Consider the following 23,992-nt stretch of genomic DNA (forward strand, 5'->3'; position numbering starts at 1 on the left):
GTGCTGACCCGTCCGCGCCTGAAGTGGGCGTCGTTCACCCACTCGACCGTCTACCTCGTGCTGCTGGTCGCCTGGGCGATCCCGGGACTGGCCGGCGTGGAGTTCGTCTTCGGCCTCGCGCACGGCCTCGGCTGGTTCGCGATGTGCGCCCTCGCGTTCGAGGGGGTGCGGCGCCGGCTGATCGACCTGCGGCTCGCCGTCGCCATCTCGGTGCTGGGCGCGATCGGGCCGTTCATCGGCTCGGCGGAGTTCATCCGCCAGGACCGCGCGCGGCGACCTGTGACCTGACCCACATGTGAACGTCCTGTCTTGGTGCAGGACGCCGTCCGACCGGGGCGCACCAGCGCGCTAGAGTCAGTCGCATGGCGGTCGAGTCGACGATTCAGGTGGTCGCGCCCGGTGCGGGCGAGTCCGTGACCGAGGGCGAGATCCTCGAATGGCACGTGCAGGAGGGGGACGTCGTCTCCGAGGGTGACACCCTCGTCGAGATCTCGACCGACAAGGTCGACGTCGAGGTCCCCTCCCCCGCCTCCGGGAAGGTCGTGAAGCTGCACGTCGCCGAGGGCGAGACGATCACGGTCGGCCAGCTGCTCGCCGAGCTGTCCGCCGGGGACGGCGACGCGGCGGGCGGCGGCGATCCCGCCGACGAGCTCGCGACCGCGGGCGTCCCCGACGAGGGCGACGGCTCGCAGTCCGCCGCCGACACCGAGGCCCAGACCGCCAGCGCGGGCCAGGTCATCGACATCGTCACCCCCGGGGCGGGCGAGTCCGTCACCGAGGGCGACATCCTCGAGTGGCACGTGCAGGTCGGCGACACCGTCGAGGAGGACCAGACGATCGTCGAGATCTCGACCGACAAGGTCGACGTCGAGCTGCCCGCCCCGGCCGCGGGCACGATCACCGAGCTGCTCGCGCAGGAGGGCGACACGGTCACCGTCGGCCAGGTCATCGCCCGCATGGAGACCGGTGCGGCGTCGTCGGCGTCCGCCCAGCCCGCCGCCCCCGCGGCCTCCGGCAACGGCGCGTCCGCCTCCGGCAACGGGAACGGCAACGGCGCCGCGCCCGCGATCGCCGACGGCACGAAGATCTCCCCCGTCGCCAAGCGCGTCGCGGCCGCCGAGGGCGTCGACGTCGCCGGCCTGACCGGCACCGGCCCGGGCGGCCGCATCACGAAGGCCGACGTGCTCGCCGGCCCGTCGGCGGGCAACGGCGCCGCGTCGGGCGGCGCGACCGCGACCGGCACGTCGAAGGCGATCAAGGGCGGCGCCGCGATGCTCGCCCGCTACATGGACGAGTCCCGCGCGATCCCGACCGCGACCTCGTTCCGCACGATCACCGTCACCCAGATGGACGGCCGGCGCAAGCAGCTGAAGGCCGCCGGGCAGAAGGTCTCCTTCACCCATCTGATCGCCTACGCGATCGCGCTCGCCGCCACGCAGGACATGCCGGTGATGGCGCACCACTTCGAGGAGGTCGACGGCAAGCCGCACCGCGTCGACGACGGCGCCGTGAACCTCGGCATCGCCGTCGACGTCGAGAAGAAGGACGGCAGCCGCACCCTGATGGTGCCGGTGATCCGCGACGCGGGCCGGCTGACCTTCCAGGGCTTCCTCGACGCGTTCGGCGACCTGATCTCCCGGGCGCGCGACAACAAGCTGACCGCCGACGACCTCGCGGGCGCCAACATCTCGCTGACGAACCCGGGCGGCATCGGCACGGTCGCGTCCGTGCCGCGGCTGATGGTCGGCCAGGGCACGATCATCGCGACCGGCTCGATCGCCTACCCGGTCGGCCTGGGCAACATCGGGGCCGCGATCGGCGCGGAGAAGGTCATGTCGATGACCTCGACCTACGACCACCGGATCATCCAGGGCGCCGAGTCCGGGCAGTTCCTCAAGACCGTGGAGGAGTACCTCCAGGGCGAGCACGGCTTCTACGAGAAGGTCTTCGCCGACCTCGGCGCGACCGCCGGGCCGGCGATCCCGCTGCCCGAGCCGACCGCCGCGCTCGCGCCGGCCGCCGCGGCCGCGCCGTCCGCCATCGCCGCCGCCCCGTCGGAGGAGCTGCTGCAGGCCGTCCAGGCCGCGACCTCGCTGCTGAAGGCGCACCGCACGCACGGGCACCTCGCGGCGACGCTCGACCCGCTGGGCTCCGCGCCCGAGGGCGACCCCGCGCTCGACCCGGAGCCGCTGGGCCTCACCCCGGAGCTGCTCGCGCAGATCCCGGTGAAGATCCTGCGCACGAACGTGCCGGGGGCGACGCTCGCCGAGGCGCTGCCGCACCTGCGCCGCACGTACTGCGGCACGATCGCCTACGAGGTCGAGCACATCGCCTCGCACCGCCAGCGCACGTGGCTGCGCGAGAAGATCGAGTCGGGCGCGTTCCGCACGCCGCTGACCGGTGACGAGCAGAAGGCGCTGCTCAAGCGCCTCGTCGAGGTCGACGCGTTCGAGCGGTTCATGCACAAGGCGTACCTCGGTCAGAAGCAGTTCTCGATCGAGGGCCTCGACATGACGGTCCCGATGATCGACGAGATCATCCAGCTGTCGGCGTCGCACGGGGCCCGCGAGGTCGTCGTCGGCATGGCGCACCGTGGCCGCCTCAACGTGCTCGCGCACAACCTCGGCCGCCCCTACGAGACGATCTTCGCGGAGTTCGAGGGCGCCTCGACGCTCGAGGCGATCACGACGATCCCGCAGGGCGGCACCGGCGACGTGAAGTACCACCACGGCGCCCAGGGCAGCTACCAGCTGCCCGACGGGAACTCGATCCTCGTGAACCTCGAGAGCAACCCGTCGCACCTCGAGTTCGTCCACCCGGTCGTGCTCGGCGCCACGCGCGCCGCGCAGACGCAGCGTCAGGGCCCGCACGCGCAGCGTGACGTCGCCGAGGCCGTGCCGATCGTCCTGCACGGCGACGCCGCGTTCCCGGGCCAGGGCGTCGTGGCGGAGTCCCTGAACCTGCAGGCGCTCGACGGCTACCAGGTCGGCGGCACGATCCACATCGTCCAGAACAACCAGGTCGGCTTCACCACCGACCCGGAGGACTCGCGCTCCACGCGCTGGGCGTCGGACCTCGCGAAGGGCTTCGACGTCCCGATCATCCACGTCAACGCCGACGACGTCGCCGCGTGCATCGACGCGGTGCGGCTCGCGTTCGCGTTCCGCCACGAGTTCGGGCACGACGTGCTGATCGACCTGATCGGCTACCGCCGCTTCGGCCACAACGAGGCCGACGAGCCCGCGTACACGCAGCCCGAGATGACCGCGAAGATCAAGAAGCACCCGCGCGTCACCGAGCTGTTCTCCAAGGAGCTGATCGGCTCCGGCCTGTTCACGCAGGAGGAGTACGACGCGGGCGTGCAGCGCATCTGGGACGAGCTGACCGCGCTGCACCAGAACCTCAAGGCGCAGATCGCCGCCTCCGAGGAGGCCGGCACGGTCGAGCAGAAGACCGGCGAGTACCAGCTCGACCGCTCGCCCTCCCCGGAGGTCAAGACGGCCGTGAGCGCCGACCGGCTGCAGGTCCTCAACGAGGAGCTGCTCACGACGCCGGACGGGTTCACGGTCCACCCGAAGCTCGTCAAGCAGCTCGAGCGCAAGCGCAAGGCGCTGGGCGACGAGGGCGGCATCGACTGGGCGCACGCCGAGGCGCTGGCGTTCGCGTCGCTGCTGACCGAGGGCATCCCGATCCGCCTCACCGGCCAGGACGTGGAGCGCGGCACGTTCTCGCAGCGCCACCTCGTGCTGCACGACGCGAAGACCGGCCAGACCACGTCGCCGATCCAGAACCTGCCGGGCGCGCTCGCCCCGATCGAGCTGCACAACTCGCCGCTGAGCGAGACCGCCTGCCTGGGCTTCGAGTACGGCTACTCGCAGGAGGCGCCGGAGACGCTCGTGCTGTGGGAGGGCCAGTTCGGCGACTTCGCCAACGGCGCCCAGGTGATCATCGACCAGTTCATCGTGTCCGGCCTGGCGAAGTGGGGCCAGTCCTCGCGCCTGACGCTGCTGCTGCCGCACGGCTACGAGGGCTCCGGCCCGGAGCACTCCTCCGCGCGCCTGGAGCGGTTCCTGCAGCTCGCGGCGGAGGGCAACATCCGCGTGGCGAACCTGACGACCCCGGCGCAGTACTTCCACCTGCTGCGCCGCCAGGCCCGGATCGCCAAGCAGCGCCCGCTGGTCATCATGACCCCGAAGTCGCTGCTGCGCCTGCCGCAGGCCACGAACCGCATCCAGCACCTCGCGGACACGCAGTTCTTCCCGGTGCTCGGCGAGCCGCGCGTGCCGCACGAGAAGGTCACGCGCCTCGTGCTGTGCACCGGCAAGGTCTACTACGACCTCGTCGGTCACGAGTCCCGCAAGGACAACGAGGCGGTCGCGGTCGGCCGGATCGAGCTGCTCTACCCGTTCCCGGAGGGCCAGGTCCGCGAGCTGATCGACTCCTACCCGAACCTGCAGGAGGTCCTGTGGGTGCAGGAGGAGCCGCGCAACATGGGCGCCCGCGCGCACATGTTCCCGCGCCTCATGCAGATCCTGCCCGAGCACCTGTCGCTCGGGTACGTCGGCCGGCCGGAGCGCGCGAGCCCGGGCGAGGGCTACCCGGCCGCGCACAACACCGAGCAGACGCGGATCATCCGCACCGCGCTCGACACGTCGGTTCCGGTCTCGCTGTACCCGAAGAAGACGCCGGGCGAGCGGTAGCCCGTCGGGGCCCGGGCGCCGCGCGTGCGGCGGCGCCCCGGTCCTAGCGGACGACCAGCAGCACGACGACGAGCGCGATCACGAGGTCGACCGCGACGAGCCACGGCAGCCACCGTGGCACCCCGGTCCGTGGCCCGGCGCTCGACGACGTCGCGCCCGGCGCCACCTCGTCGGTGGGGCGGCCCTCGTCGGTCTCGCGGCCGAACGCGTCGCGCGGGCTCACGCGGTCAGCCCTAGGTCCCGCGCGACCGCGCCGGCGACCGGGCTGATCTCCGCGGTGAGCCGCGGGAGCAGCTCGGCCCAGCCGGGCTGCGCGGCGATCGCGCCGCGGACCTGCGCGAGCCCGGCGTCGCGGTCGCCCGCCGCGTAGGCGGCGAGGCCCGCCCAGAACAGCAGCTCGTGGTTGCCCGGCGCCAGCGCGGCGGCCGCGGCGTAGCGCACGCCCGCCTCGCTCAGCCGGCCCTCGCCGGTGAGGTCGTCCCCCTCGGTGGCGAGCGCGTACGCGTCCGCGAGGTCGAGCAGCCGCTCGAGCTCGTCCAGCGGCTCGGGGTGGTCGTCGACGCGCACGTCGGTGACGGTCCGCCACCGCTCCCCCGACGGCGGCGCGACCACCAGCGCGGCGGACTGGCGGCCGCGGACGTCGCCGCCCGCGCCCTCCGCGCCGCGCAGCGCCGCGAGCAGGCGCCGGGCGAGCGGCTCGTCGGGTCGCGTGGCCTCGAACGCGGCGCGCATCGCCGGCCACACCTCGGGCGAGGCCATCATGTTCGCCTGCACGCTGAAGCCCGCGCCGATGCTGTGACCGGCGAACGCGATGCAGCCGTCCCCGGTGTGCGTCGCGACGCTGCCGCGACCGTCGATGACGGCGACCTGGCGGAAGCGCGCGGCGGGGTCGGCCCGCAGCAGCGCGTCGAGCGCCTCGCGCGGCCCCTCCCCCGCCTCGAGCCGGTCGAGCAGCCGCGGTCCGAACGCCTTCTCGGCGACGGACTGCGTGCAGACCGCCCCGATCCCCGGGCGGACCCACGGGACGATCGGCCCGACCGCGAACCAGTGCGACTGCACGGCCGCTCCGAGCTCGCCGGTGTGGGCGTCGCGTGCGACGATCGAGTAGGTGCCCCGACGGATCACGGACGCGACGATACAAACGACGGCCGCGGAATCCTCCGACTGGCGGTCGAGGATCCTCGCGCGCGTGGAGCGCGTGCCGCCCGGGTTCGTCACGACCTACGGGGACGTCTCCCCCGGGGCGCCCCGGCAGGGCGGCGCCGCGCTGCGCGGCGCCGGCGACCGCGTGCCCTGGTGGCGGGTGGTCCGCGCCGACGGCTCGCTCGCGGTCGGGGACCGGCAGCGCGCGCTGCTGGAGGCCGAGGACGTGCCGTTCCTCCCGAGCGGACGGGTGGACCTGCGGGCCGCGCGGATCCCGCCCGAGGTGCTCTGAGGAAGGGCCTACAGTGCAGGCATGTGGCTCTCCCGCGACCTGCCGCTGGCCGCCCGGCCGCGCGGCGTCCACCTGATCACGCGGGAGGTCCTCGCCGCCGTCCCCGAGCTCGCCGACCTGCGGGTCGGCCTGCTGCACGTGCACATCGCGCACACGTCCGCGTCGCTGACGCTGAACGAGAACGCGTCCCCCGACGTGCGCCGCGACATCGAGACGTGGATGAACGCGGCGGTCCCCGAGCAGTTCGCGTGGACGCACACGCTGGAGGGGTCCGACGACATGCCCGCGCACGTCAAGGCGTCGCTCATGGGGCCGTCGCTGACTCTGCCGGTCCGCGACGGTGGGCTGGCGCTCGGCGTCTGGCAGGGGATCCACCTCTGCGAGCACCGCGACCGCGGCGGCTCGCGGACGCTCACGCTGACGCTCAACGGCGAGTGACCGCCGCTCAGGAGCGGCCCAGGCGCATCCGGTGCGCCTGGCGGAACTCGAGCACGTCCGGGGGCGTCGGTCGCTCCGTGCGGCCCGCGTGTGGCAGGAACGTCGGCAGCAGCGGCGTCCGGACGACCTCGCTGCCGTCCGCCGACGGCTCGACCTTCCACGCGCGGGCGTTCGGTCGCGAGCTGACCGCCCGCTCGAACGAGGTGCCGCGGAACAGCAGGCCGCAGCCGTCGTCGGCCGCGTACCCGGGGACGACGGCGCCGGTCCGGACCGCCTCGCAGTAGACCGGGAGCCGCTCGGGCTCGCCGTCGGCGTGCACGGTCAGCGACGCGGGCAGGAAGCCGAGGCCGTCGACGGGCTCGGGCACCCCGGTCGACTTCGTCACCCCGTGGCTGAACCAGCACATCGCGCCCGCGCTCAGCCCCGCGAGCACCACGCCGCGCTCCCACGCCTCGCGCAGGATCTGGTCGAGCCCGTACTCCCGCCAGATCGCGAGCATCAGCCGCATCGAGCCGCCGCCGACGTACACGATGTCCTGGCTGAGGACGAGGTCGCGCAGGTGCACCGGACCGGTGCCGCCGAGACGGAACAGCGAGAGGTGCGCGGGCTCGCACGGCCGGTCGCCGAAGCAGGCGTAGAAGGCGGCGATCTGCGCCTCCTGGTCCCCACCGGCCGTGGGCAGGTGCAGGACCTTCGGCTCGCGGCGCTGCGCGAGGCCGAGGATGAACTCGTCGAGGGCCGGGTTCTCCGGCTCCATCGTGAACCCACCGCCGCCCATGGCGAAGATCGTGCGCATGCGGTCCCCGAGCCTACCGGCCCTCGGGGGGTCTTCGCGCGCCGATCACGCGACGAGCGCCACCTTGGGTGCGCCCAGGTACCGCACGGGAAGCGCGGTCTCGACCGCCTCCCCGTCGACGGCCGTGACCTGCACGGCGCCCGCCTTCGGGCGCGAGCTGACGACCTCCACGAGCTCGTGCCCGATGAAGTGCAGCGCGGCGCCGTCGTCGGCCCCGTAGCCCGGGCCGACGTCGCCGGACGCGACCGCCTGGCGGAACTCGACCGCGCGCTCGGGCTCGGCGTCGTAGTGCACGCAGTTGGACCACGGCAGGAAGCCCATGCCGGCGACCCGCTCGGGCGGGCCGTGGAACGCGGTCTGCGCCTCGTGGAACCAGCACAGCGAGCCGGCGCTGAGCCCGCACATGACGACCCCCGAGCGCCAGGCGCGCTCGAGCATCCGGTCGACGCCGTGCGCCCGCCAGGCGCCCAGCAGCGACAGCACGCTGCCACCGCCGACGTAGACGAGGTCCTGCTCCATGAGGTGCGCCTCGATGTCCCCCTCGACCGCGCCGGCACCCCGGTCACGGCGGAAGAGCGACAGGTGCGAGACCTCGGCGCGCGCCGCGAACTCGCGGTAGAACCGCACGACGTAGTGGTCGGCGTCACCCGAGGCGGTCGGGATGAAGCAGACCTTCGGGCGCGCGACGCCGGTCAGCTGGAGGACATGGTCGTCGAGCAGCGTGTTGCCGGCTTCCATCGAGAAGCCGCCACCGCCGAAGGCGACGATCTGCGGGGGACGAGTGACCACGGGCCCAGAGTAGGGCCGCGGTCGCCCGCCCGCCGAGATTTCAGCCTTGGGGCGAAGGCCCCTGGACCGCGTGGATAAGCGGCCCTACTTCCCCTGCCAGACGGGGTCACGCTTCTCCTTGAAGGCGATGGCGCCCTCCTTGGCGTCCTGCGACATCATCACGGGGCCCGCGAGCTCGCCCTGCTTCTCCCACATGTTCTCGAGCGTCCAGTCCTGCTGCTCCTGGACGATCTGCTTGGAGACGATGAGCGACAGCGGCCCGTTCTTGGCGATCGCGGCGGCCAGCTCGAGCGCGACGTCGACCGCCTGGCCCTTCTCCGCGATGCGGTTGACGATGCCGAACTCGTGGAACCGCTCGGCCGGGAGCGGGTCACCGGTGAGCGCGAGCTCCATGACCACGTGGTACGGCATGCGGCGCGGCATCCGCAGCAGCGCGCCGCCCGCGGCGATCAGCGAGCGCTTGCTCTCCGGGATGCCCATCTTCGCGCCCGTGGCGGCGACGATCATGTCGCAGGAGAGCGCGATCTCCAGGCCGCCCGCGACCGCGAAGCCCTCGATCGCGGCGATCAGCGGCTTCTTGGCCGCGCGCTGCGTGATGCCCGCGAAGCCGCGGTCGGCGAACCAGGGACGCTCGCCCTTGGCGAACGCGCCGAGGTCCATGCCGGCGCAGAAGAAGCCGCCGGCGCCGGTGACGATGCCGACGGTCAGCTCGGCGTCGGCGTCGAGCTCGTCGAGGGCGATCGCCATCCCCTCGGCGACCTGGCCGTTGACGGCGTTGCGCACCTCGGGCCGGTTGATGGTGATGAGGAGGACGGAGCCGCGGCGCTCGGTGAGGACCGCGGGGGCGGGATCGGACTCGGTCATGGCCTGACCCTATGCGACCCGCCGCGACGTTGGCACGGCGCACCCCCCGGACGTCCGTAGGATCGTCCGCATGGAGCAGATCGCCCCCGACGTCTTCCGCATCCCGCTGCTGCCGCGCGACGGCGTGAACGCCTACCTCGTGGGCGACGTGCTCGTCGACGCGGGCATGAAGGGCAGCGCCAAGAAGATCCTCAAGGCGCTCGACGCGGCGGGCGTGACGCTGTCGGCGCACGTGATCACGCACGCCCACGGGGACCACGTCGGCGGCACCCCGACGATCGTGGACGCCACGGGCGTCCCGGTGAGCGTCGGCGCCGGCGACCGGGCGGCCGCGGAGGCGGGCGAGCCGGTGCTCTCCGCCAAGGCCCGCAGGCCCGGCCTGCACGGCATCCTGAAGTTCGCGGGCGGCTTCGACGGCTTCTCGGTCGACCACTCCCTGACGGAGGGCGACGACATCGGCTGCGGCTTCACGGTGCTCGAGACCCCCGGGCACTCCCCGGGGCACGTGTCGTTCTGGCGGGAGTCCGACGGCGTGCTGATCTGCGGCGACGTGGTCACCGCCATGCACCTGCTGACGACGAAGGCCGGCCTGCACCAGCCGCCCGCGCTGCTGACCCCGGACCCGGAGCGCAACCGCGAGAGCGAGCGGCGCCTGGCCGGGCTCGAGCCGCAGATCGTGCTGGCCGGCCACGGCCCGCCGGTCCGCGACGCCGCGCAGGCGATGCGGACCTTCGTGGCGGGCCTGTAGCCGGGACCGGCTAGCGGACGGCGTGCGGGCCGGCGAACTCCGGCGCGGCGCGACGCCCGCGCTTGAGCGCCTCGTTGTCGGTCAGCGGGGCACGGCGCTGCGCGAGGGTGATCGTCGCGTGCGCGGCGGCGTCGGCGAACTCCGAGAGCGCCTGCTGGTTGATCGCGCCGAGGGTGTCACACGACGTGTGGTAGCAGGCGTCGTAGGGCTCACCCGCGGTGCCGCCGAACAGCGTGGCCTCCTCCGCGGTCTTGACGCCCTCGGCGCCGGCGAAGAGGCCGCCGGCCGGGATGCCCGCGGCGATGAACGGGCCGTAGTCGGAGCGTCCGTCGAACGCGGTCGGGGCGCTCGCGAGGCCCTTCGACGCGAAGTGCTCGGTGAAGATCCCCTCGATGAGGTCCGAGCCGACCGGGCCGGCCCCGACGTCCGGGTTGTCCGAGCCGTCGCCGTCGTAGACGAAGCGGACGTAGTTCTGCGACGCGGTCATGTCGAAGTTGAGGTTCGCCATGATCTGGTCACGCTGCTCCTGGGTGAGGCTCTCGACGTAGTGCGTCGAGCCGAGCAGGCCCGACTCCTCCGCGCCCCAGAAGGCGAACCGCAGCGCGTTGCGCGGCTTCTTCAGGGCCTTCGGGAGCTCCTCGGCGATCTCGAGGTCCTGCGCGGTGCCGGAGCCGTTGTCGTTGATCCCGGGACCGTCGACGACGGAGTCGAGGTGCGCGCCGACGACGACCGTGCGGTCGGTGCGACCCGTCCTGGAGTCCGCGAGGACGTTGGCGGTCATGCGGGTCTCGCTCAGGGTCTGCGTCGTGATCCGCACGGTGGTCGTGCCCGCGGCCGCGAGGTCGACGAGCTCCTTGCCGTCGGCGTAGCTCGTGCCGATGACCGGGACGGTCAGGTCGGGACCGCCGAGGGTGCCGGTCAGCACCTCCTGGCGCCCCTCCTGGCCCTCGTTGAAGATCACGACGGCGCCGGCGCCCGCGGCCTGCGCGTTCTTCGCCTTGGTGGCGAAGTCGCAGGTGCCGCGCTGCACGAGCGCGACCGCGCCCTGCGGGAAGCCGGCGAAGTCCGCGGCCTCGCAGCCGGAGGTCGACGACGGGGTCGGGGCGGGCGGAACGGTCACGTCGACCGGGACGACCGTGCCGGTGACGTCGCCGCTGCCGGAGTACTCCATCGTGGCGAAGTCGGTCTCGGGCACGTAGGTACGGGCGTCCGGCGCGGTGCGCGCGAACGACGCGGGCGCCGTCTCCTGGAAGTACGGGAACGAGAACGGCTGGACGGTGACCGCGTACCCGGCCGCCTTGAGCCGCTCGGAGACGTAGGCGACCGACCGGTCGTAGCCGACGGTGCCGGAGGCGCGGTTGCCGCCGTTGCGCTCCGCGATCGACTGGAGCTCGCGCAGGTGCCGGGTGATGCCCGTGGGCGTCACGGCGTCCTGCAGCTTGGCCGAGGCCTTCGCGGTGGCCTTGTCGGGGGTCGCGGCCTTCGGGGCGGCGAGGGCGGCGCCGGGGAGCGCCAGGGTGGCCGTCAGCGCGCAGCCGACGGTCGCGAGCGTGGCTCGCTGCATTCGTGGGTCCTCCTCCATCGGGGGTCCAAGGGGTGGGTGGCGTCGGTCGGACGCCGCCGGATACCCGAGCCCTTATCCACGACGGCGGTCGCGGAAACCCGTGTTGGCGCGTCAGCGGTCGCCGGTGTCGGCGAAGCGGCAGCGCTCCGCGAGCCAGTCGAACACGACGGCCCCGCGCGGCTCGTCCATGCGCAGCTGCAGCGTGCCGGCGGGCCCGCCCGCCGGCGTCAGGCGCACGAGCAGGATCGTGCCGGCGCGGTCCTCGGCGACGACGTGGACGTCGCAGCGGTTGGGGACGAACCGCACGCGGGCGCGCAGCGGCGGCCCGCCGGGCGCGAGCGTCCGGCCGATCCGCTCGCTGCCCCCGACCGGCGCGAGCAGGGTCGTGCCGAGCACCCGGTCCACGCGCACCGGCGGACCGCCGGCGCGGGCCGCGAGCACGAGCTCGACGTCCAGGCGGGCGTCGGTGCCGCGCCCCGAGACCGCGACGCGGCCGAGCTCCGCGGTGCGCAGGTGGCTGCGGGCGCAGTCCCCGGCGAGGAGCCGACCGACCCCGTCGTAGCGGTCCCGCACGGGCGCCTGCGAGCGTTGCACCGGGCCGCCCTCGCGGTGGGCGGTCAGCACGACGCGCGCGCCGAGGCCCTCGCCGTCCCGCGCGCAGCGCCCGGTCCCGAGCGGGACCGTGAGATTCGTCGCCGCGCCTGCCGCGACGAGTGCGGGACCGCGGTAGCGGGCGACCGTGCGCACGCGCGAGGAGCGCAGTTCGGCGGCGTCGACCGTCAGCAGGCCCGGGCCCGCGTTGCGCACCTGGATCTGCACGCGACGGCTGCCCTGGTCCTGGCGGGCCTGGTCGAGGAAGACGGTGACGCCCGTGGGCAGCGGGCCCGGCCGGTCGGCCCCGTCGGCGCCGCCGTCGCTCCCGCACGCTGCCGCACTGAGCCCGAGGCCGAGGGCGACCACCACGGCCGCCGCGCCGCGACGGTGGGAGGACCGGACCGGGGCCCCCGGCGCCCGCACCGCTACACCGCGAACAGGGTCAGATCGGGTTCCCGCTCCCCGCGCAGGACGGCCAGGTCGACCTCGACGCAGCGCAGCCCGCGGGACTCCGCGAGCGTGCGCGCCTGCGGCTTGATCTGCTGGGCGGCGAGCACGCCGCGGCAGCCGTCCATCGCCGGGTCGCGGCGGATGAAGTCGAGGTAGCGCGTGAGCTGCTCGACCGCCTCGATCGTCGCGACGCGCTTGATCTCCACGGCGATCCAGCCGTCCTCCTCGTCGCGGCACATGAGGTCGACGGGGCCGATGTCGGTCGGCCACTCGCGGCGCACCAGCCGGAACCCCTCCCCGCACCAGTGCGGCGCGGCCGCGAGCTCCTCCTGCAGGTGGCGCTCGACGCCGTCCTTCTCCAGCTCGGCCGCCTCGCCCATGTCGTGCGTGACGTCGCTGACCACCTCGACGATGCGGATGTCGAGCCGGTCCTCGGTCTTGCCGGCGAACTTCCGCACGACGAGGCGCTCCAGCGGCTCGCCGTCGAACTCGAGCACCGTCGGGGGCGTCATCCAGTTCTGCGGCTTGTAGCCGCCGGTGTCGGCGTGGACCATCACCGACCCGTCCTGCTTGATCATCAGCAGCCGCAGGGCCTCGGGCAGCACGGCGGTGAGCCGGCCGGTGTAGACCACCTCGCAGCGGGCGACGATCAGACGCATGGTTCGGCACCGTACCGACCGGGTCGGACCGCCCCGGCCGGGCGCGCGCCGGTCACCTCGACCCCGTGCGCAGCGGCGCGTCCGGCTCCCGCGGGCCGAGCGCGAACATCGGCTGCGGTGGGGCGCCGTCGATCCACGCCTCGACGTGCTCGGCCAGCGCCGGGCCGTGCTTGAACGCGTGCCCGGAGCCGCCGCCCAGCAGCCAGACCGCGCCGTCGTGGTCCGGGTGCGGGGCGATCACGAAACGGCTGTCCGGGGTCGTCTCGTACTGGCAGGTCCGAGAGAAGACGACGGGCGCCCGCGCGAGCGCCGGGAAGCGGTGGGCGAGCGCCGCGCGGGCGGCCTGCTCGTGCGCGGCGTGCGGGAGCCGCCGCAGTGCGTCGGGATCGACCTCGGGGCCCGGCCCGTCCGGCGCGACCTTGAAGCCCCGGCCGTCGAGGTCACCCAGGCCGTAGACGCCTGCGTCGTAGTCGACCCAGCCGGGCACCCCCGGGGTGGCCCACGCGCCCGGAGCCCCGTAGAAGAGGACGTCCTGCTGGGTCACCCGGACCGCACCCAGGTGCTCGGGGAAGAGCCCGGGCATCCAGGCACCGCACGCCCAGACGACCACGTCGGCCCGCAGCTGCCGGCCGGTTTCCTCGAGCACGACGACCGACGCGTCGCCGCCGGCCGGGCGGGCCGTCCCGACCTCGAGCTCCGCCCCGTGGGCGACGGCGCGGGCGGCGAGCGCGCGCACGCCCTCCCGGGCCCGCAGGATCCCGGCGTCCGGCTCCCACAGGACGAACGCGAGGTCATCGGTGTTCAGGGACGGGAACCAGCCGCGCGCCCGGGCCTGCGCCGGGGTCAGGCGCTCGACGGCGATCCCCTCCTCGCGCAGCACCCGCTCGCTCGCCGCCTCGAAGCCGTGCTCGTCGCGGACGAACCAGGCGACGCCCGCGGGCACCCGCACGGTCGGGTCGAGCTCGTCCCAGAGGATCGCGGCGCGGACCGCGCTGCGCACGTGCCAGCGGTCGTCCCCGTGGCAGTGGCGGATCAGCCGCGACTCGCCGCCGGAGCCCGCACGGACGTGACCGGGCGTGACCGGCTCGACGAGCGTGACCGCCCAGCCGCTGCGGGCGAGGCGGTCGGCGACCGACGCCCCGAGGACGCCGGCGCCGCAGACGATGGCGCTGCGAGCGGACATCCGCCCACGGTACCCCCGCTCAGCGCGCGGTGAACGCGATCGGCTTCGCCGACGTCGTGCGGTAGGGCGGCTTGGCGTCGTGGGTCAGCACGAGCTTCCAGCGGCCCGGCTTGCGCAGCTGCTGCCTGAGCACCGCGACCTTGTTCACCGGCTTGGTCATCTTGTGCAGCGTCTTCCAGCGGCCCGGGATCGCCGCCTTGCGCACGCCCTTCTTCTTCGGCAGCGCCGGCGACCACCAGACCCACTCGGCCCGGACCTTGCCGGTCAGCGACGACCCGCCGGGCGCCTTGCCGAGCGACACGCGGAAGCTGCAGACGCGCGTGCGGGCGCAGCTGACGCGGCGGCCGACCTTGAAGCGCGCGACGAGGTTGCGGGCGAGCTGGTCCTCGGTGACCCGCTGCACCGGCACGTCGACGGTCCGGCGGTTGCCGTACAGGTCGATCGCCGTGACGTGCACGGTGTGCGGCCCGAGCGGCAGGTCGTCGGAGCCGAACCAGGGCGTGAGCTTCACCTCGACGCCGTTGCCGACCTCGGCGCCGGTGAAGTTGCGGATCTGGTTCGTGCCGTCGAACTGGAAGGTGATCCGTCCGACCTTCGCGGGGTCGGTCGCGCGGGCACGCAGGTCCAGGCGGTCGCTGTAGCGCTCCCCCGGACGGGGGCTGAGCACCTCGACGGCGGGCGGCTCGAAGTCCCCGCACGGCCCGGCCAGCGGGTCCACCCCGCGGGCGGCCTGCACGAACGCGTCGTAGGCGGGACGGCGCGAGCCGTCGGTGCGCAGCAGGCCGAAGCGGTGGTCGGGGGTGTCGCTCTGCCCGCGGTCCTGGACCTCGAACCAGTACGCGGTCTCGACGTAGGCGTCCTCCTTCAGGCAGTGGGCGGCCTCGCGCAGGTACTGCGCCTGCTGCGCCTCGGTCACGCCGCCGGGCTTCTGGCCGGCCTGCAGGCCCTGGTCGCACAGCGCCCTGGACGTCGACCAGCCGAGCTCGAGCAGGATCGGCTTGTCGTCCCCGTTGGCGAGCATCGTCTGGCGGACCTCGCGGTAGCCGAGGAACGTCACCTGCCCGATCCGCGCGGGGTCCTGCTGGTCGCGGTAGTACTCGTAGGGGGAGACGAGGTTGCAGGCCGTGTCGGCGTCGACGCCGATCGCGTCGAAGTGGCCCTTGGCGCCACGGTCGTAGGCGGCCTGCAGGAAGCGCCAGTTCCCGGCGGTGAGCGGCGTGAAGACGACCCGACCGGACGGGTCGGCGGCGCGGATCGCCGCCGCGGACTGCTTGAGGAGGTCGACGTAGCGGTCCGGGTCCGGGCCGCCCTTCCAGAAGACCGCCTCGTCGGCCTCGTTCCAGACCATGTAGGAGACGCCCAGGCCGCGGAACGCGGTCGCCAGGCGGCCCATCGCGAGCGCGAAGCCGGGCACGCTGTCGGGCGGCATGCGGTCGCGCGTGGCGGGATCCGGGTGCGTCCAGGCCTCGGCGCCGAAGAACACGACGGTCGTGGCGATCCCGCGGTCGCGCAGGCGCCGGATCGTCGTGACGTACTGCGCGATCTTGCCGTCGTCGAACCCGACCGCGGTCGGCTGCACGACGTCCCAGGTGATGAAGATCTTCGCCGTGCGCGCGCCCTGCGCGGCGAGCTGGTCGACCTCCGCCATCAGCGGGTTGGCGGGCTGCAGGTCGCCGGGCATCACGACCCCGAAGCTCGCCGCGCGGGCGGGCGTCGGGACCGCGGCGAGCGCGAGCAGCAGGGCAGGGAGCAGCAGACGACGGGGGCGCATACGTCCCCCGTGATCGGCACCGGGCGCCGGCCGTGAAGCCGGCGGCCGGCCGCCTGGACTACTTGATGGTGAAGGGGATGTCCTTCGCGCTGTAGGTCTTGTACGGGGCGCTGGCCTGGTGGGTCAGGCGCAGCCGCCACTTCCCCTTGCGGGAGACCTCCTGCTTGAGCGTGAAGACCTTGTTCGCCGGCTTCGTCGCCTTGTGGATCGTCTTCCACTGGCCGGGGATCGCCTTCTTGCGCTTGCCCTTCTTCTTCGGCTTCGGCGGCGAGTACCACTGCCACTGCGCGAGGACCTTGCCGCTGACCGACGGGCCGTTGGCCGCCTTGCCCAGCGAGACGCGGAAGGAGCAGACCCGCCGCTTGCAGCTGACCTTCCGGCCGATCTTGAAGACCGCCTGGAGGTTCGCGGCGATCGCGCCCTCCGGGACCTTCTCGACGTTGATGACCTTCTCGGCGGTGTTGCCGAACGCGTCGATCGCGATGACCTTCACCGTGTGCTTGCCGATCGCGAGCTCACGCGACTTGAACCACGGCTCGAGGCCGACGATCTTGTCGTTGCCGACGTCGCCGCCGGTGAAGTTGCGGATCTCGTTGGCGCCGTCGTACTGGAAGGTGATGCGGCCGACCCCGGCCGCGTCGGAGGCCTTCGCGCGGATGTCGAAGCGGTCGGTGTACTGCTGGCCCTCGACCGGGCTGATGACGGTCAGGTCCGGCGCCCGGAAGTCGCCGCACTCCTGGCCGGCGAGGACGTTCGCCCCGCCCGCCGCGGCGACGAACGCGTCATGGGCGGGCTTGTTGCGCCCGGCAGGGTCGATCAGGCCGAAGTTCTCGTCCGGGTGGGTGCGGTCCGTCCCGCGGTCCTGGAGCTCGAACCAGTAGGCGGTCTCGACGTAGTCGTCCTGCGAGAGGCAGTTGACCGCCTCGCGCAGGAACTGGGCCTGCTGCGCCTCGGTGACGCCGCCGGGCTTCTTGCCCGCCTCGAGCCCCTGGTTGCAGTTCGTGTCGCCGATCGCGGTCGACCAGCCGATCTCCAGCAGGATCGGCTTCGGGTCGCCGTTGGCGAGCTGGGTCTTGCGGACCTCGCGGTAGCCGAGGAAGGTGATCTGGCCGAGCTTGCTGCCGTCCTGCTGGTCGCGGTAGTACGAGTACGGCGAGGCGATGTTGCAGGCGGTGTCGACGTCGACCGGGACGGCGTCGAAGAAGCCCTTGGCACCGCGCTCGTAGGCGGCCTGGAGGAAGCGCCAGTTGCCCGCGGTGAGCGGCGTGATCCCGACGCGGACGGTGTCGTCGGCGCGCTTGATCGACTCGTAGGACCGCTTGAGCAGGTCGACGTACTTGTCCGGGTTCGCGCCACCGGCCCAGAAGACGCCCTCGTCGGCCTCGTTCCAGACGGTCATGGTCGTGCCGCCGGCGCCGAACTCCTTCATCTTCGCGGCGAACGCGCCCATGACCGCGGCGAAGCGGCCGTTGTCGGTCGGGGGCGTGCGGTCGCGCGTGGCGGCCGGCAGCTCCGGCTCGCCGCCGAAGAAGACGATCGTCGAGCTGATGCCGTTGGCCCGCAGGTGCTTCACGGTGTCCGCGTACTGGACGATCTTCGCGTCGTTGACGGTCGACCCGCCGGCCCCCCCGGCGATGACGTTCCAGGTGACGAAGAACTTCGCGGTCTTCGCGCCCTGCCTGCCGAGCTCGGTCGTCCGGGTGATCAGGGGGTTGTTCGTCTGCAGGTCACCGGGGATGACCAGGCCGAGCGAGGCGCCGTGCGCCGCGGGGGCGGCGGCGAGCAGCGTCAACGATGTGGCCAGCAGGGCGAGGGACGACGACAGGCGCATGCGAGTGGACCTCTTGGAGCAACGGACGGAACGACTGGAACCCTGTGCGCGGGAGGGGCGAGCATAGCCGCGGAGGCGACGAACCGCGACACACGGGTCGTTTGTCCTATCGGCAGGTCGGCGGGAGTCCTGCAGTCCGGCGGGTGCCCGCGGTCACGGCGCCGCCCACGCCGGCGGGCCCTCACGGTGCCAGCGGGGCGAGGTGGTGGGCGGCGGCGCGAGCGCCGCGGCGGCGACCAGGACCGACGGCGCCGGGTCGGCGAGGTGCGCGGCGAGCGCCGCGCCGAACGCGTCCCCGAGTCCGTCGACGCGCTCCGCGCGCAGGCCGAACGCCTGCGCCAGCGCGACGTGGTCCGGACCCGCCAGGTCGACGCCGAAGCGCGGCGTGCCGGCCCGGTCCTGGTCGTGGCGGAGCATGCCGTAGCCGCCGTCGTCGACGACCACGAGCGTCAGCCCCAGCCGCTCCTGCTGCACGGTGGCGAGCTCCCCGCAGGCGAGGAGCAGTCCGCCGTCCCCGCAGAACGCGACGGTGGGGGTGCCTGTGGCGGCGGCGCCGATCGCCGCGGGCAGCGCGTACCCGAGCGTGCCCCATCCCATCGGGTACTGGAAGCGGCGGGGGCCGGGGACCTCGTGCAGGGCGGCGAGCCAGTACCCGGCCACGCACATGTCCGCGACGACGGTGGTGCCCGACGGGACCGTGCGGGCGACGACGTCGACGAAGGCCAGCTCGGCCGGGTGCTCGATCCGCAGCCGCCGCACGGCACCGGCCCGCAGCGCCGCGAGGTCCCCGTACCAGGCGCTCGCCGTCCCGCCGAAGAGCGCGTCGGAGTGCGTGTCGGCCGGCTGCGGCGGGGCGTGGCCCGCCTCGTCGAGCCCCTCGAGCAGCTCCTCGCAGCCGAGCACCGCGTCGGCGACGACGACCGCGTCGGCGCGGTAGTTCTTCGTCGCGTCCGCGGCGTCGACGTTGACCGCGACGAGCCGGGGCGGCTGCGGCAGGCGCCAGTTCATCGTGCTCATGCCGTCGAGGTCGCTGCCGACGGCGAGCACGAGGTCGGCCCGGTCCCACAGCTCGCCCGCCTCCGGGACGTGCGGCGGCAGGCCGACGAGGAACGGGTGCCCGGCCAGCAGCCCGCGCGCGGCGTAGGTCGTCAGGACCGGGGCGCCCAGGCGCTGCGCGAGCGCCGCGACGGTCGGTCCCGCGCCCGCGCGCAGCGCGCCGCCGCCGGCCCAGACGATCGGCCGCTGCGCGGCGAGCAGGTGCGGGAGCGCCTGGTCGACGTCCGGGGTCTCCGCGTACGCGGGCGCGCCCGCGGCGGTCGGCTCGTCCCCGGTGACGGCTGCGGCGAGGACGTCGGTCGGGACCTCGAGCAGGACCGGCCGCTGGGGCGCGGCGAGCGCGGTCGCGAGCGCCTGCGCGGTCGCGTGCCCCAGGTCCGCCGGGTCGGTGACGCGGACGGTCGCCTTCGTCACCGGCGCGAACATCGCGCGCTGGTCGGCCGACTCGTGCAGCGCGCCCCCGACGATGCCGGGTCGCTTCAGGGACGCGGGGACGTCGGTCGCGATCACGACCAGCGGCGTGCCGCTCGCCCACGCCTCCCCCACCGCGCCGAGCGTGTTCGCCGCACCGGGCCCGGTCGTGACGAGCGCGACGCCGACCTCGCCGGTCGCCCGCGCGTGACCGTCGGCGGCGTACGCGGCGGCCTGCTCGTGCCGGACGCCGATCGTGCGGATCGCGGAGCTCGTGCGCAGCGCCTCGAACGCGGCGAGGTTGTGCACGCCCGGCAGGCCGAACACGACGCGCACCCCCGCGCGCTCGAGCGCGCGGACGAGGAGATCGGCGGCGACGGGCACGGCGGCAGCCTACGCGGCCGGCCCGTCCCGGTGGACGTGAGCTCGCGGGCCCCGCGAGCTGCGGTCCACCGTGCGGGCCGCCCGGGGCCCGTCCCGGCCGGTCCCGCCCGGTCTACGCCGCGGGGAGGACCCGCGCCTCGACCTCGCGCAGGCGCTCGATCAGGTGCGCGATCTCGGCGTCGTCGGGGCCGAGCGTCAGGGCCTTGTCCGCCGCGGCGATCGCGTCGGAGACCCGGTCGGTGCGAGCGAGGGCGTGCGCGTAGCGCGACCAGGCCTCGTGCGAGTCGGGCGCCAGGAACGTCGCCTGCTCGGTCGCGGTGACCTCGCCGCCGAGGTCCCCGGCGAGGTGCAGGGCGGTCGCGAGGTCCAGGAGACCCTCCATGCTCGGGCCCAGCTCGCGCGCGTGCTCGAGCGCCGCGATCGCGCCGCCCCGGTCCATCATCCGCAGCTTCACGCGGCCGATCCGCTCCCACGACGACGCGTCGTCCGGCGCGCGCTCGGCGACGCGCTCGGCCGCCTCCAGCGCGAGGTCGAACGCCCGCATGTCCTCGTAGATGCGCGAGGCGAAGCGGTGCGGCGCCGGCCGCTCGCCCTCGACCCGCGCCCAGTCGCGCACCGAGCGCCCCGCCGCGTTGAGGTTGCCCGCCTGCCAGAACGCGAGCGTCATCAGGCGCAGCACCGACGGGTTCTTCGGGTCCGCGTCGCGCGCGTAGATGAGGCGCTGCGCCGCGAGCGCGTAGTCGTTGTCGTGCATCGCGTGCTGGGCGGCGACGAGGAACCGCTGGACGCGGTCGGCGCCCGGGTCGGGCTTGGAGAAGTCGACGAAGGTGAGCGAGTCCGCCGGCACCGTCCGCACGCCGATCTCGAACTTCAGGCGCGCCCACTGCTGCACGTCGTCGCCCGCACCGGTGAAGTAGATGCCGGTGACCGAGCCGACGCCCCACTCCGGGTAGGCGGCGCAGCGCGCGTAGCGGTGCACGACCGAGTGGTCGGGGACGCGCGCGCCGAACGGGTCGTTCTGCGCGCGGTCGGCGGCCTGCTCGCGGGCGCGCTGCTCGGCCTCGTAGGCGCGCCGACCGGCCTCCTCGCGCGCGGCGCGAGCCGCGGCCGCGCTGACCTTGACGGCCGCGCGGGAGACCTGACCGCCGCGCGAGTCCTCGGCCAGGCGCTCGAGCTGGTCGGCCGCCTCGTTGATCGCCTTGAGGTGCCTCTCGTGCGCGAACTGCTTGCCGGGCGGCGCGAGATCCGGGTGCCAGATCTTCGCCAGCCGCCGTCGCGCGAGCTGCACCTCGCGCTTGCCGAACGGCGGCTCCAGCTCCAGCAGGAGAAGGGACTGCTCGATGTCGAGGACCTGCGCCACGACCACCCATGGTACCGCGGCCGACCCGCCGTCCCGACGGGCCGGGCGGGTTCGAACCCACCCGTCCGCGGCGCGTTGCGCCGCCCCGGTGCGCGCGATGGACGGTCCGCCGTCCGTCCGCTAGGTTCCGGGGCAGATGCCGTCCGTCGCCCGTCGCTCCCCGATCGCCCGCCCGGCCCTGCCGGCTGCCGCGGCGACCCGTGCGACGAACCCGACGACGAAGCAGAACCCGAAGACGAAGACGCGCTCCGCGGACTAGGCCTCACGAGATGCCACCGTCCGCGAAGCTCGCGGACGGGGCACGGACCGGCAGGTCGGCCTCCACCCGCGAGGAGATCCTCACCGCGATCCGCCGCTGGAACGACCTGTTCGGCGAGCCGCCCTGCACCGCCGACTGGAACCCGTCGGTCGCCCGCTGGCGCGCGCAGGAGTGGCGGATCGAGCGGTACGCCGCCGGGGACCCGGACACCGGGGCGCGCTGGCCGTCCCTGAACGCGGTCAAGCGCCGCTTCGACGGCAGCTTCGACGCGGCCGTGCGGGAGGCCGGGCTCGTGCCGCGACGGCCCGGGCCGCGGCGCCGCGCCCCCGGGACCGCCCGGCCCGACGTCCCGCCGCGCGAGCCGCTCCCCCCGGTCGCGCTCGACGACGCACTGCGCGCCGCGCACGCGCTCGTCGCCGCCGCGGACGCGCGCGCGGCGGAGGCGGAGCGGCGAGCCGAGGACGCTCTGCGACGGGCGCGCGCCGAACGGGCCCGCGCCGACCGCGAGCAGGCGCGCGCGGCGGAGAGCCGGCTGCGCGCCCGACGACTGGCCGACCGCGCACGCCGGGCGATCGAGGCGCGAGACCGGGCGCGCGAGCGCGAGCTGCGCGTGGTCGCCGCCGCCCGCGCCGCCTGCGAGGACCGGCTCGCCGCCGCGCGGGCGGACGCCGACCAGCGGATCGCGGCGGCGCGCGCCCGGGAGCAGGCCGCCTCGCGCCGGGCGGACCGCGCCGAGGAGGGGGCGGCGCGCCTCGTCGCCGCCACCGGCGACCCGACCGCGCCCGCCGGTCCCGCGGTCCTCGCGGCCGCCCTCACGCGCCTGGCGCGCGCCCGTGCCGCCGGGGGCGCACCGGGCGATCTGCGGGGCGCGCTGCGGGAGGTCTCGCTCGCGGCGTCCCGCTGGGCGCAGCGGCTCTGACCCGCGCGACGTGCCGGGATCTCCCTGCCTCGATCCACCCGGTCGGGCGGGGGCAGATGCCCGCGAGCGTGCGACGCCCGTGAGGATCCTGGCCGCCCCACGTATCCTGGGTGGAGATGAGCTCCCAGTACGTGTTCCAGATGATGGGCGTCACCAAGCGGTACCCGCCGGACAAGACGGTGCTGAACGAGGTGACGCTGGCGTTCTACCCGGGCGCCAAGATCGGCGTGCTCGGCTACAACGGCGCGGGCAAGTCCTCGCTGCTGAAGATCATGGCCGGCATCGACGACGACTACCGGGGCGAGGCGATCCTGGGCACGAACAAGACCGTCGGCCTGCTGGAGCAGGAGCCGCACCTGACCCCCGGCTCGACGGTCAAGGAGTGCGTCGAGGAGGGCGTCGCCGAGACGAAGGCCCTGCTGGAGCGCTTCAACGAGCTGGCCGCGAACTACTCCGACGAGACCGCGAAGGAGTTCGCGCGGCTGCAGGAGCAGATCGACGCGGCCGACGCCTGGAGCCTCGACACGCAGCTCGAGTACGCGATGGACGCGCTGCGCTGCCCGCCGCCGGAGACGATCGTGGACGGCCTGTCCGGTGGTGAGCGCCGCCGCGTCGCGCTCTGCCGGCTGCTGCTGCAGGCCCCCGACCTGCTGCTCCTCGACGAGCCGACCAACCACCTCGACGCCGAGTCCGTCTCGTGGCTGGAGCGCCACCTGCACGACTACAAGGGCGCCGTCGTCGCGGTCACCCACGACCGCTACTTCCTCGACAACGTCGCCGGCTGGATCCTCGAGCTCGAGCACGGCCGCGCGCACCCGCACGAGGGCAACTACACGAGCTGGCTCGAGGCGAAGGCCAAGCGGATGGAGATGGCCAAGCAGCAGGACAAGGCGCGCGAGCGCACCCTGAAGGCCGAGCTCGAGTGGGTCCGCACGAACCCGAAGGGCCGCCGCGTGAAGAACAAGGCGCGCCTGAACCGCTACGACGAGCTCGTCGAGGCGGAGAAGCTCGTGAAGTTCGACGAGGTCACGATCCACATCCCGGCCGGTCCCCGGCTGGGCGGGAACGTGATCGAGGCGAAGAACCTGACGAAGAGCTTCGGCGACAAGCTCCTGTTCGAGGACCTGAGCTTCACGCTGCCGCCCGCGGGCATCATCGGCGTGGTCGGCCCCAACGGCGCCGGCAAGACGACGCTGTTCAAGATGATCGCCGGGCAGGAGCAGCCCGACAGCGGCACGGTGAAGCTCGGCGACACCGTGCAGCTCTCCTACGTCGACCAGGCCCGTGACGCGCTGGACCCGGACAAGACCGTCTGGGAGGAGATCTCCGAGGGCTACGACTACATCAAGGTCGGCAAGCGCGAGATGCCCTCGCGCCAGTACGTCGCCGGCTTCAACTTCCGCAAGGGCGACCAGCAGCAGAAGGTCGGCACGCTCTCGGGCGGGCAGCGCAACCGCGTGCACCTCGCGAAGCTCCTGCGCAGCGGCGGCAACCTGCTGCTGCTCGACGAGCCGACCAACGACCTCGACCACGAGACGCTGCAGGCGCTCGAGAGCGCGCTCGTCGGCTTCCCGGGCTGCGCGGTGATCATCTCCCACGATCGGTTCTTCCTCGACCGGATCTGCACCCACGTGCTCGCGTTCGAGGGGAACTCGCAGGTCGAGTGGTTCGAGGGCAACTTCGAGGCCTACGACGAGTACCGTCGCGAGAAGCTCGGCGACGCGGCCGACCGGCCGCACCGCATCGGCTACAAGAAGCTGACGCGCAACTAGCGTCGCGCG

21 protein-coding genes are annotated in these 23,992 nt (G+C 73.9%); 8 read left to right on the top strand and 13 right to left on the bottom strand.

Going from position 1 to position 23,992, the window contains the following annotated elements; genetic code table 11:
* Entirely contained in the window at positions 1-288 is a 288-nt protein-coding gene (locus C7Y72_RS03360; protein ID WP_107567189.1) for a hypothetical protein, read from the top strand.
* A gap of 74 nt (positions 289-362) precedes the next feature.
* Entirely contained in the window at positions 363-4,700 is a 4,338-nt protein-coding gene (locus C7Y72_RS03365) for a multifunctional oxoglutarate decarboxylase/oxoglutarate dehydrogenase thiamine pyrophosphate-binding subunit/dihydrolipoyllysine-residue succinyltransferase subunit (RefSeq protein WP_107567190.1), read from the top strand.
* Positions 4,701-4,743: 43 nt separating this feature from the next.
* Here C7Y72_RS03365 and C7Y72_RS03370 read toward each other — a convergent pair whose 3' ends face one another.
* Both C7Y72_RS03370 and C7Y72_RS03375 read right to left on the bottom strand, forming a co-directional pair.
* Entirely contained in the window at positions 4,744-4,923 is a 180-nt protein-coding gene (locus C7Y72_RS03370; RefSeq protein ID WP_107567191.1) for a hypothetical protein, read from the bottom strand.
* Positions 4,920-5,825 carry a DUF1028 domain-containing protein gene (locus C7Y72_RS03375; protein WP_158276612.1) on the bottom strand — a complete coding sequence of 302 codons (906 nt, stop codon included), beginning with the start codon at positions 5,823-5,825 and terminating at the stop codon, positions 4,920-4,922. The genes C7Y72_RS03370 and C7Y72_RS03375 overlap by 4 nt, the downstream gene beginning before the upstream one ends.
* On the opposite strand from C7Y72_RS03375, the gene C7Y72_RS03380 reads away from it, so the two are divergent.
* Both C7Y72_RS03380 and C7Y72_RS03385 read left to right on the top strand, forming a co-directional pair.
* Positions 5,809-6,135, top strand: coding sequence for an MGMT family protein (locus C7Y72_RS03380; protein WP_284690347.1), 327 nt, complete (start codon positions 5,809-5,811; stop codon positions 6,133-6,135). The genes C7Y72_RS03375 and C7Y72_RS03380 overlap by 17 nt on opposite strands.
* 21 nt (positions 6,136-6,156) lie before the next feature.
* The gene (locus C7Y72_RS03385; protein ID WP_107567193.1) at positions 6,157-6,573 is read left to right on the top strand and encodes a secondary thiamine-phosphate synthase enzyme YjbQ; all 417 of its coding nucleotides are present in this window, start codon (positions 6,157-6,159) and stop codon (positions 6,571-6,573) included.
* Positions 6,574-6,580: 7 nt separating this feature from the next.
* Here C7Y72_RS03385 and C7Y72_RS03390 read toward each other — a convergent pair whose 3' ends face one another.
* From C7Y72_RS03390 to C7Y72_RS03400, 3 genes are all read right to left on the bottom strand, one after another.
* Positions 6,581-7,369 carry a Type 1 glutamine amidotransferase-like domain-containing protein gene (locus C7Y72_RS03390; RefSeq protein WP_107567194.1) on the bottom strand — a complete coding sequence of 263 codons (789 nt, stop codon included), beginning with the start codon at positions 7,367-7,369 and terminating at the stop codon, positions 6,581-6,583.
* A 45-nt stretch (positions 7,370-7,414) separates the two neighbouring features.
* Entirely contained in the window at positions 7,415-8,158 is a 744-nt protein-coding gene (locus C7Y72_RS03395; RefSeq protein ID WP_107567195.1) for a Type 1 glutamine amidotransferase-like domain-containing protein, read from the bottom strand.
* Between the two features lie 84 nt (positions 8,159-8,242).
* A complete protein-coding gene (locus C7Y72_RS03400; RefSeq protein ID WP_107567196.1) occupies positions 8,243-9,022 on the bottom strand; it encodes a crotonase/enoyl-CoA hydratase family protein in 780 nt (259 codons plus the stop codon).
* 70 nt (positions 9,023-9,092) lie between these two features.
* On the opposite strand from C7Y72_RS03400, the gene C7Y72_RS03405 reads away from it, so the two are divergent.
* Entirely contained in the window at positions 9,093-9,770 is a 678-nt protein-coding gene (locus C7Y72_RS03405) for an MBL fold metallo-hydrolase (protein ID WP_107567197.1), read from the top strand.
* A 10-nt stretch (positions 9,771-9,780) separates the two neighbouring features.
* Here the strand turns inward: C7Y72_RS03405 and C7Y72_RS03410 are convergent, their stop codons facing one another.
* The 8 genes from C7Y72_RS03410 to C7Y72_RS03445 all read right to left on the bottom strand — a co-directional run bounded on the left by C7Y72_RS03410 (position 9,781) and on the right by C7Y72_RS03445 (position 21,033).
* Positions 9,781-11,334: a M20/M25/M40 family metallo-hydrolase gene (locus C7Y72_RS03410; protein ID WP_107567198.1), complete on the bottom strand. Its 1,554-nt coding sequence runs from the start codon at positions 11,332-11,334 to the stop codon at positions 9,781-9,783.
* 111 nt (positions 11,335-11,445) lie between these two features.
* Positions 11,446-12,297 (bottom strand): hypothetical protein, encoded by an 852-nt coding sequence (locus C7Y72_RS03415; protein ID WP_107567199.1) that lies wholly within the window; start codon positions 12,295-12,297, stop codon positions 11,446-11,448.
* A 56-nt stretch (positions 12,298-12,353) separates the two neighbouring features.
* On the bottom strand, positions 12,354-13,037 hold the full coding sequence (gene nucS, locus C7Y72_RS03420) for an endonuclease NucS (protein ID WP_107567200.1): 684 nt from the start codon (positions 13,035-13,037) through the stop codon (positions 12,354-12,356).
* A gap of 52 nt (positions 13,038-13,089) precedes the next feature.
* Positions 13,090-14,220: an NAD(P)/FAD-dependent oxidoreductase gene (locus tag C7Y72_RS03425; protein ID WP_107567201.1), complete on the bottom strand. Its 1,131-nt coding sequence runs from the start codon at positions 14,218-14,220 to the stop codon at positions 13,090-13,092.
* Between the two features lie 19 nt (positions 14,221-14,239).
* Complete coding sequence (locus C7Y72_RS03430) at positions 14,240-15,991, bottom strand: Ig-like domain-containing protein (RefSeq protein WP_107567202.1); 1,752 nt, start codon at positions 15,989-15,991, stop codon at positions 14,240-14,242.
* 58 nt (positions 15,992-16,049) lie between these two features.
* Positions 16,050-17,822: an Ig-like domain-containing protein gene (locus C7Y72_RS03435; RefSeq protein WP_107567203.1), complete on the bottom strand. Its 1,773-nt coding sequence runs from the start codon at positions 17,820-17,822 to the stop codon at positions 16,050-16,052.
* Positions 17,823-17,975: 153 nt separating this feature from the next.
* Positions 17,976-19,673, bottom strand: coding sequence for a thiamine pyrophosphate-binding protein (locus C7Y72_RS03440; RefSeq protein ID WP_107567204.1), 1,698 nt, complete (start codon positions 19,671-19,673; stop codon positions 17,976-17,978).
* Between the two features lie 112 nt (positions 19,674-19,785).
* On the bottom strand, positions 19,786-21,033 hold the full coding sequence (locus tag C7Y72_RS03445; protein WP_107567205.1) for a tetratricopeptide repeat protein: 1,248 nt from the start codon (positions 21,031-21,033) through the stop codon (positions 19,786-19,788).
* Positions 21,034-21,169: 136 nt separating this feature from the next.
* Here C7Y72_RS03445 and C7Y72_RS24115 point away from each other — a divergent pair, with 136 nt between their 5' ends.
* The 3 genes from C7Y72_RS24115 to ettA all read left to right on the top strand — a co-directional run bounded on the left by C7Y72_RS24115 (position 21,170) and on the right by ettA (position 23,983).
* On the top strand, positions 21,170-21,292 hold the full coding sequence (locus C7Y72_RS24115) for a hypothetical protein (RefSeq protein WP_255450688.1): 123 nt from the start codon (positions 21,170-21,172) through the stop codon (positions 21,290-21,292).
* Between the two features lie 10 nt (positions 21,293-21,302).
* A complete protein-coding gene (locus C7Y72_RS03450; protein WP_107567206.1) occupies positions 21,303-22,211 on the top strand; it encodes a hypothetical protein in 909 nt (302 codons plus the stop codon).
* A 116-nt stretch (positions 22,212-22,327) separates the two neighbouring features.
* Complete coding sequence (gene ettA / locus C7Y72_RS03455; protein ID WP_107567207.1) at positions 22,328-23,983, top strand: energy-dependent translational throttle protein EttA; 1,656 nt, start codon at positions 22,328-22,330, stop codon at positions 23,981-23,983.
* Positions 23,984-23,992 lie beyond the last annotated feature (9 nt).

The organism is Paraconexibacter algicola, from assembly GCF_003044185.1.
In the GTDB taxonomy this organism is placed as follows: domain Bacteria; phylum Actinomycetota; class Thermoleophilia; order Solirubrobacterales; family Solirubrobacteraceae; genus Paraconexibacter; species Paraconexibacter algicola.

Bases quoted from the DNA above. Each gene is read 5' to 3' on its own strand.
- C7Y72_RS03400 (WP_107567196.1), bottom strand. From the start codon at position 9,022: ATGACCGAGTCCGATCCCGCCCCCGCGGTCCTCACCGAGCGCCGCGGC.
- C7Y72_RS03410 (WP_107567198.1), bottom strand. From the start codon at position 11,334: ATGCAGCGAGCCACGCTCGCGACCGTCGGCTGCGCGCTGACGGCCACC.
- C7Y72_RS03450 (WP_107567206.1), top strand. From the start codon at position 21,303: ATGCCACCGTCCGCGAAGCTCGCGGACGGGGCACGGACCGGCAGGTCG.
- C7Y72_RS03425 (WP_107567201.1), bottom strand. From the start codon at position 14,220: ATGTCCGCTCGCAGCGCCATCGTCTGCGGCGCCGGCGTCCTCGGGGCG.
- C7Y72_RS24115 (WP_255450688.1), top strand. From the start codon at position 21,170: ATGCCGTCCGTCGCCCGTCGCTCCCCGATCGCCCGCCCGGCCCTGCCG.
- C7Y72_RS03405 (WP_107567197.1), top strand. From the start codon at position 9,093: ATGGAGCAGATCGCCCCCGACGTCTTCCGCATCCCGCTGCTGCCGCGC.
- C7Y72_RS03385 (WP_107567193.1), top strand. From the start codon at position 6,157: ATGTGGCTCTCCCGCGACCTGCCGCTGGCCGCCCGGCCGCGCGGCGTC.
- C7Y72_RS03365 (WP_107567190.1), top strand. From the start codon at position 363: ATGGCGGTCGAGTCGACGATTCAGGTGGTCGCGCCCGGTGCGGGCGAG.
- C7Y72_RS03390 (WP_107567194.1), bottom strand. From the start codon at position 7,369: ATGCGCACGATCTTCGCCATGGGCGGCGGTGGGTTCACGATGGAGCCG.
- C7Y72_RS03435 (WP_107567203.1), bottom strand. From the start codon at position 17,822: ATGCGCCTGTCGTCGTCCCTCGCCCTGCTGGCCACATCGTTGACGCTG.
- nucS (WP_107567200.1), bottom strand. From the start codon at position 13,037: ATGCGTCTGATCGTCGCCCGCTGCGAGGTGGTCTACACCGGCCGGCTC.
- C7Y72_RS03430 (WP_107567202.1), bottom strand. From the start codon at position 15,991: ATGCGCCCCCGTCGTCTGCTGCTCCCTGCCCTGCTGCTCGCGCTCGCC.
- ettA (WP_107567207.1), top strand. From the start codon at position 22,328: ATGAGCTCCCAGTACGTGTTCCAGATGATGGGCGTCACCAAGCGGTAC.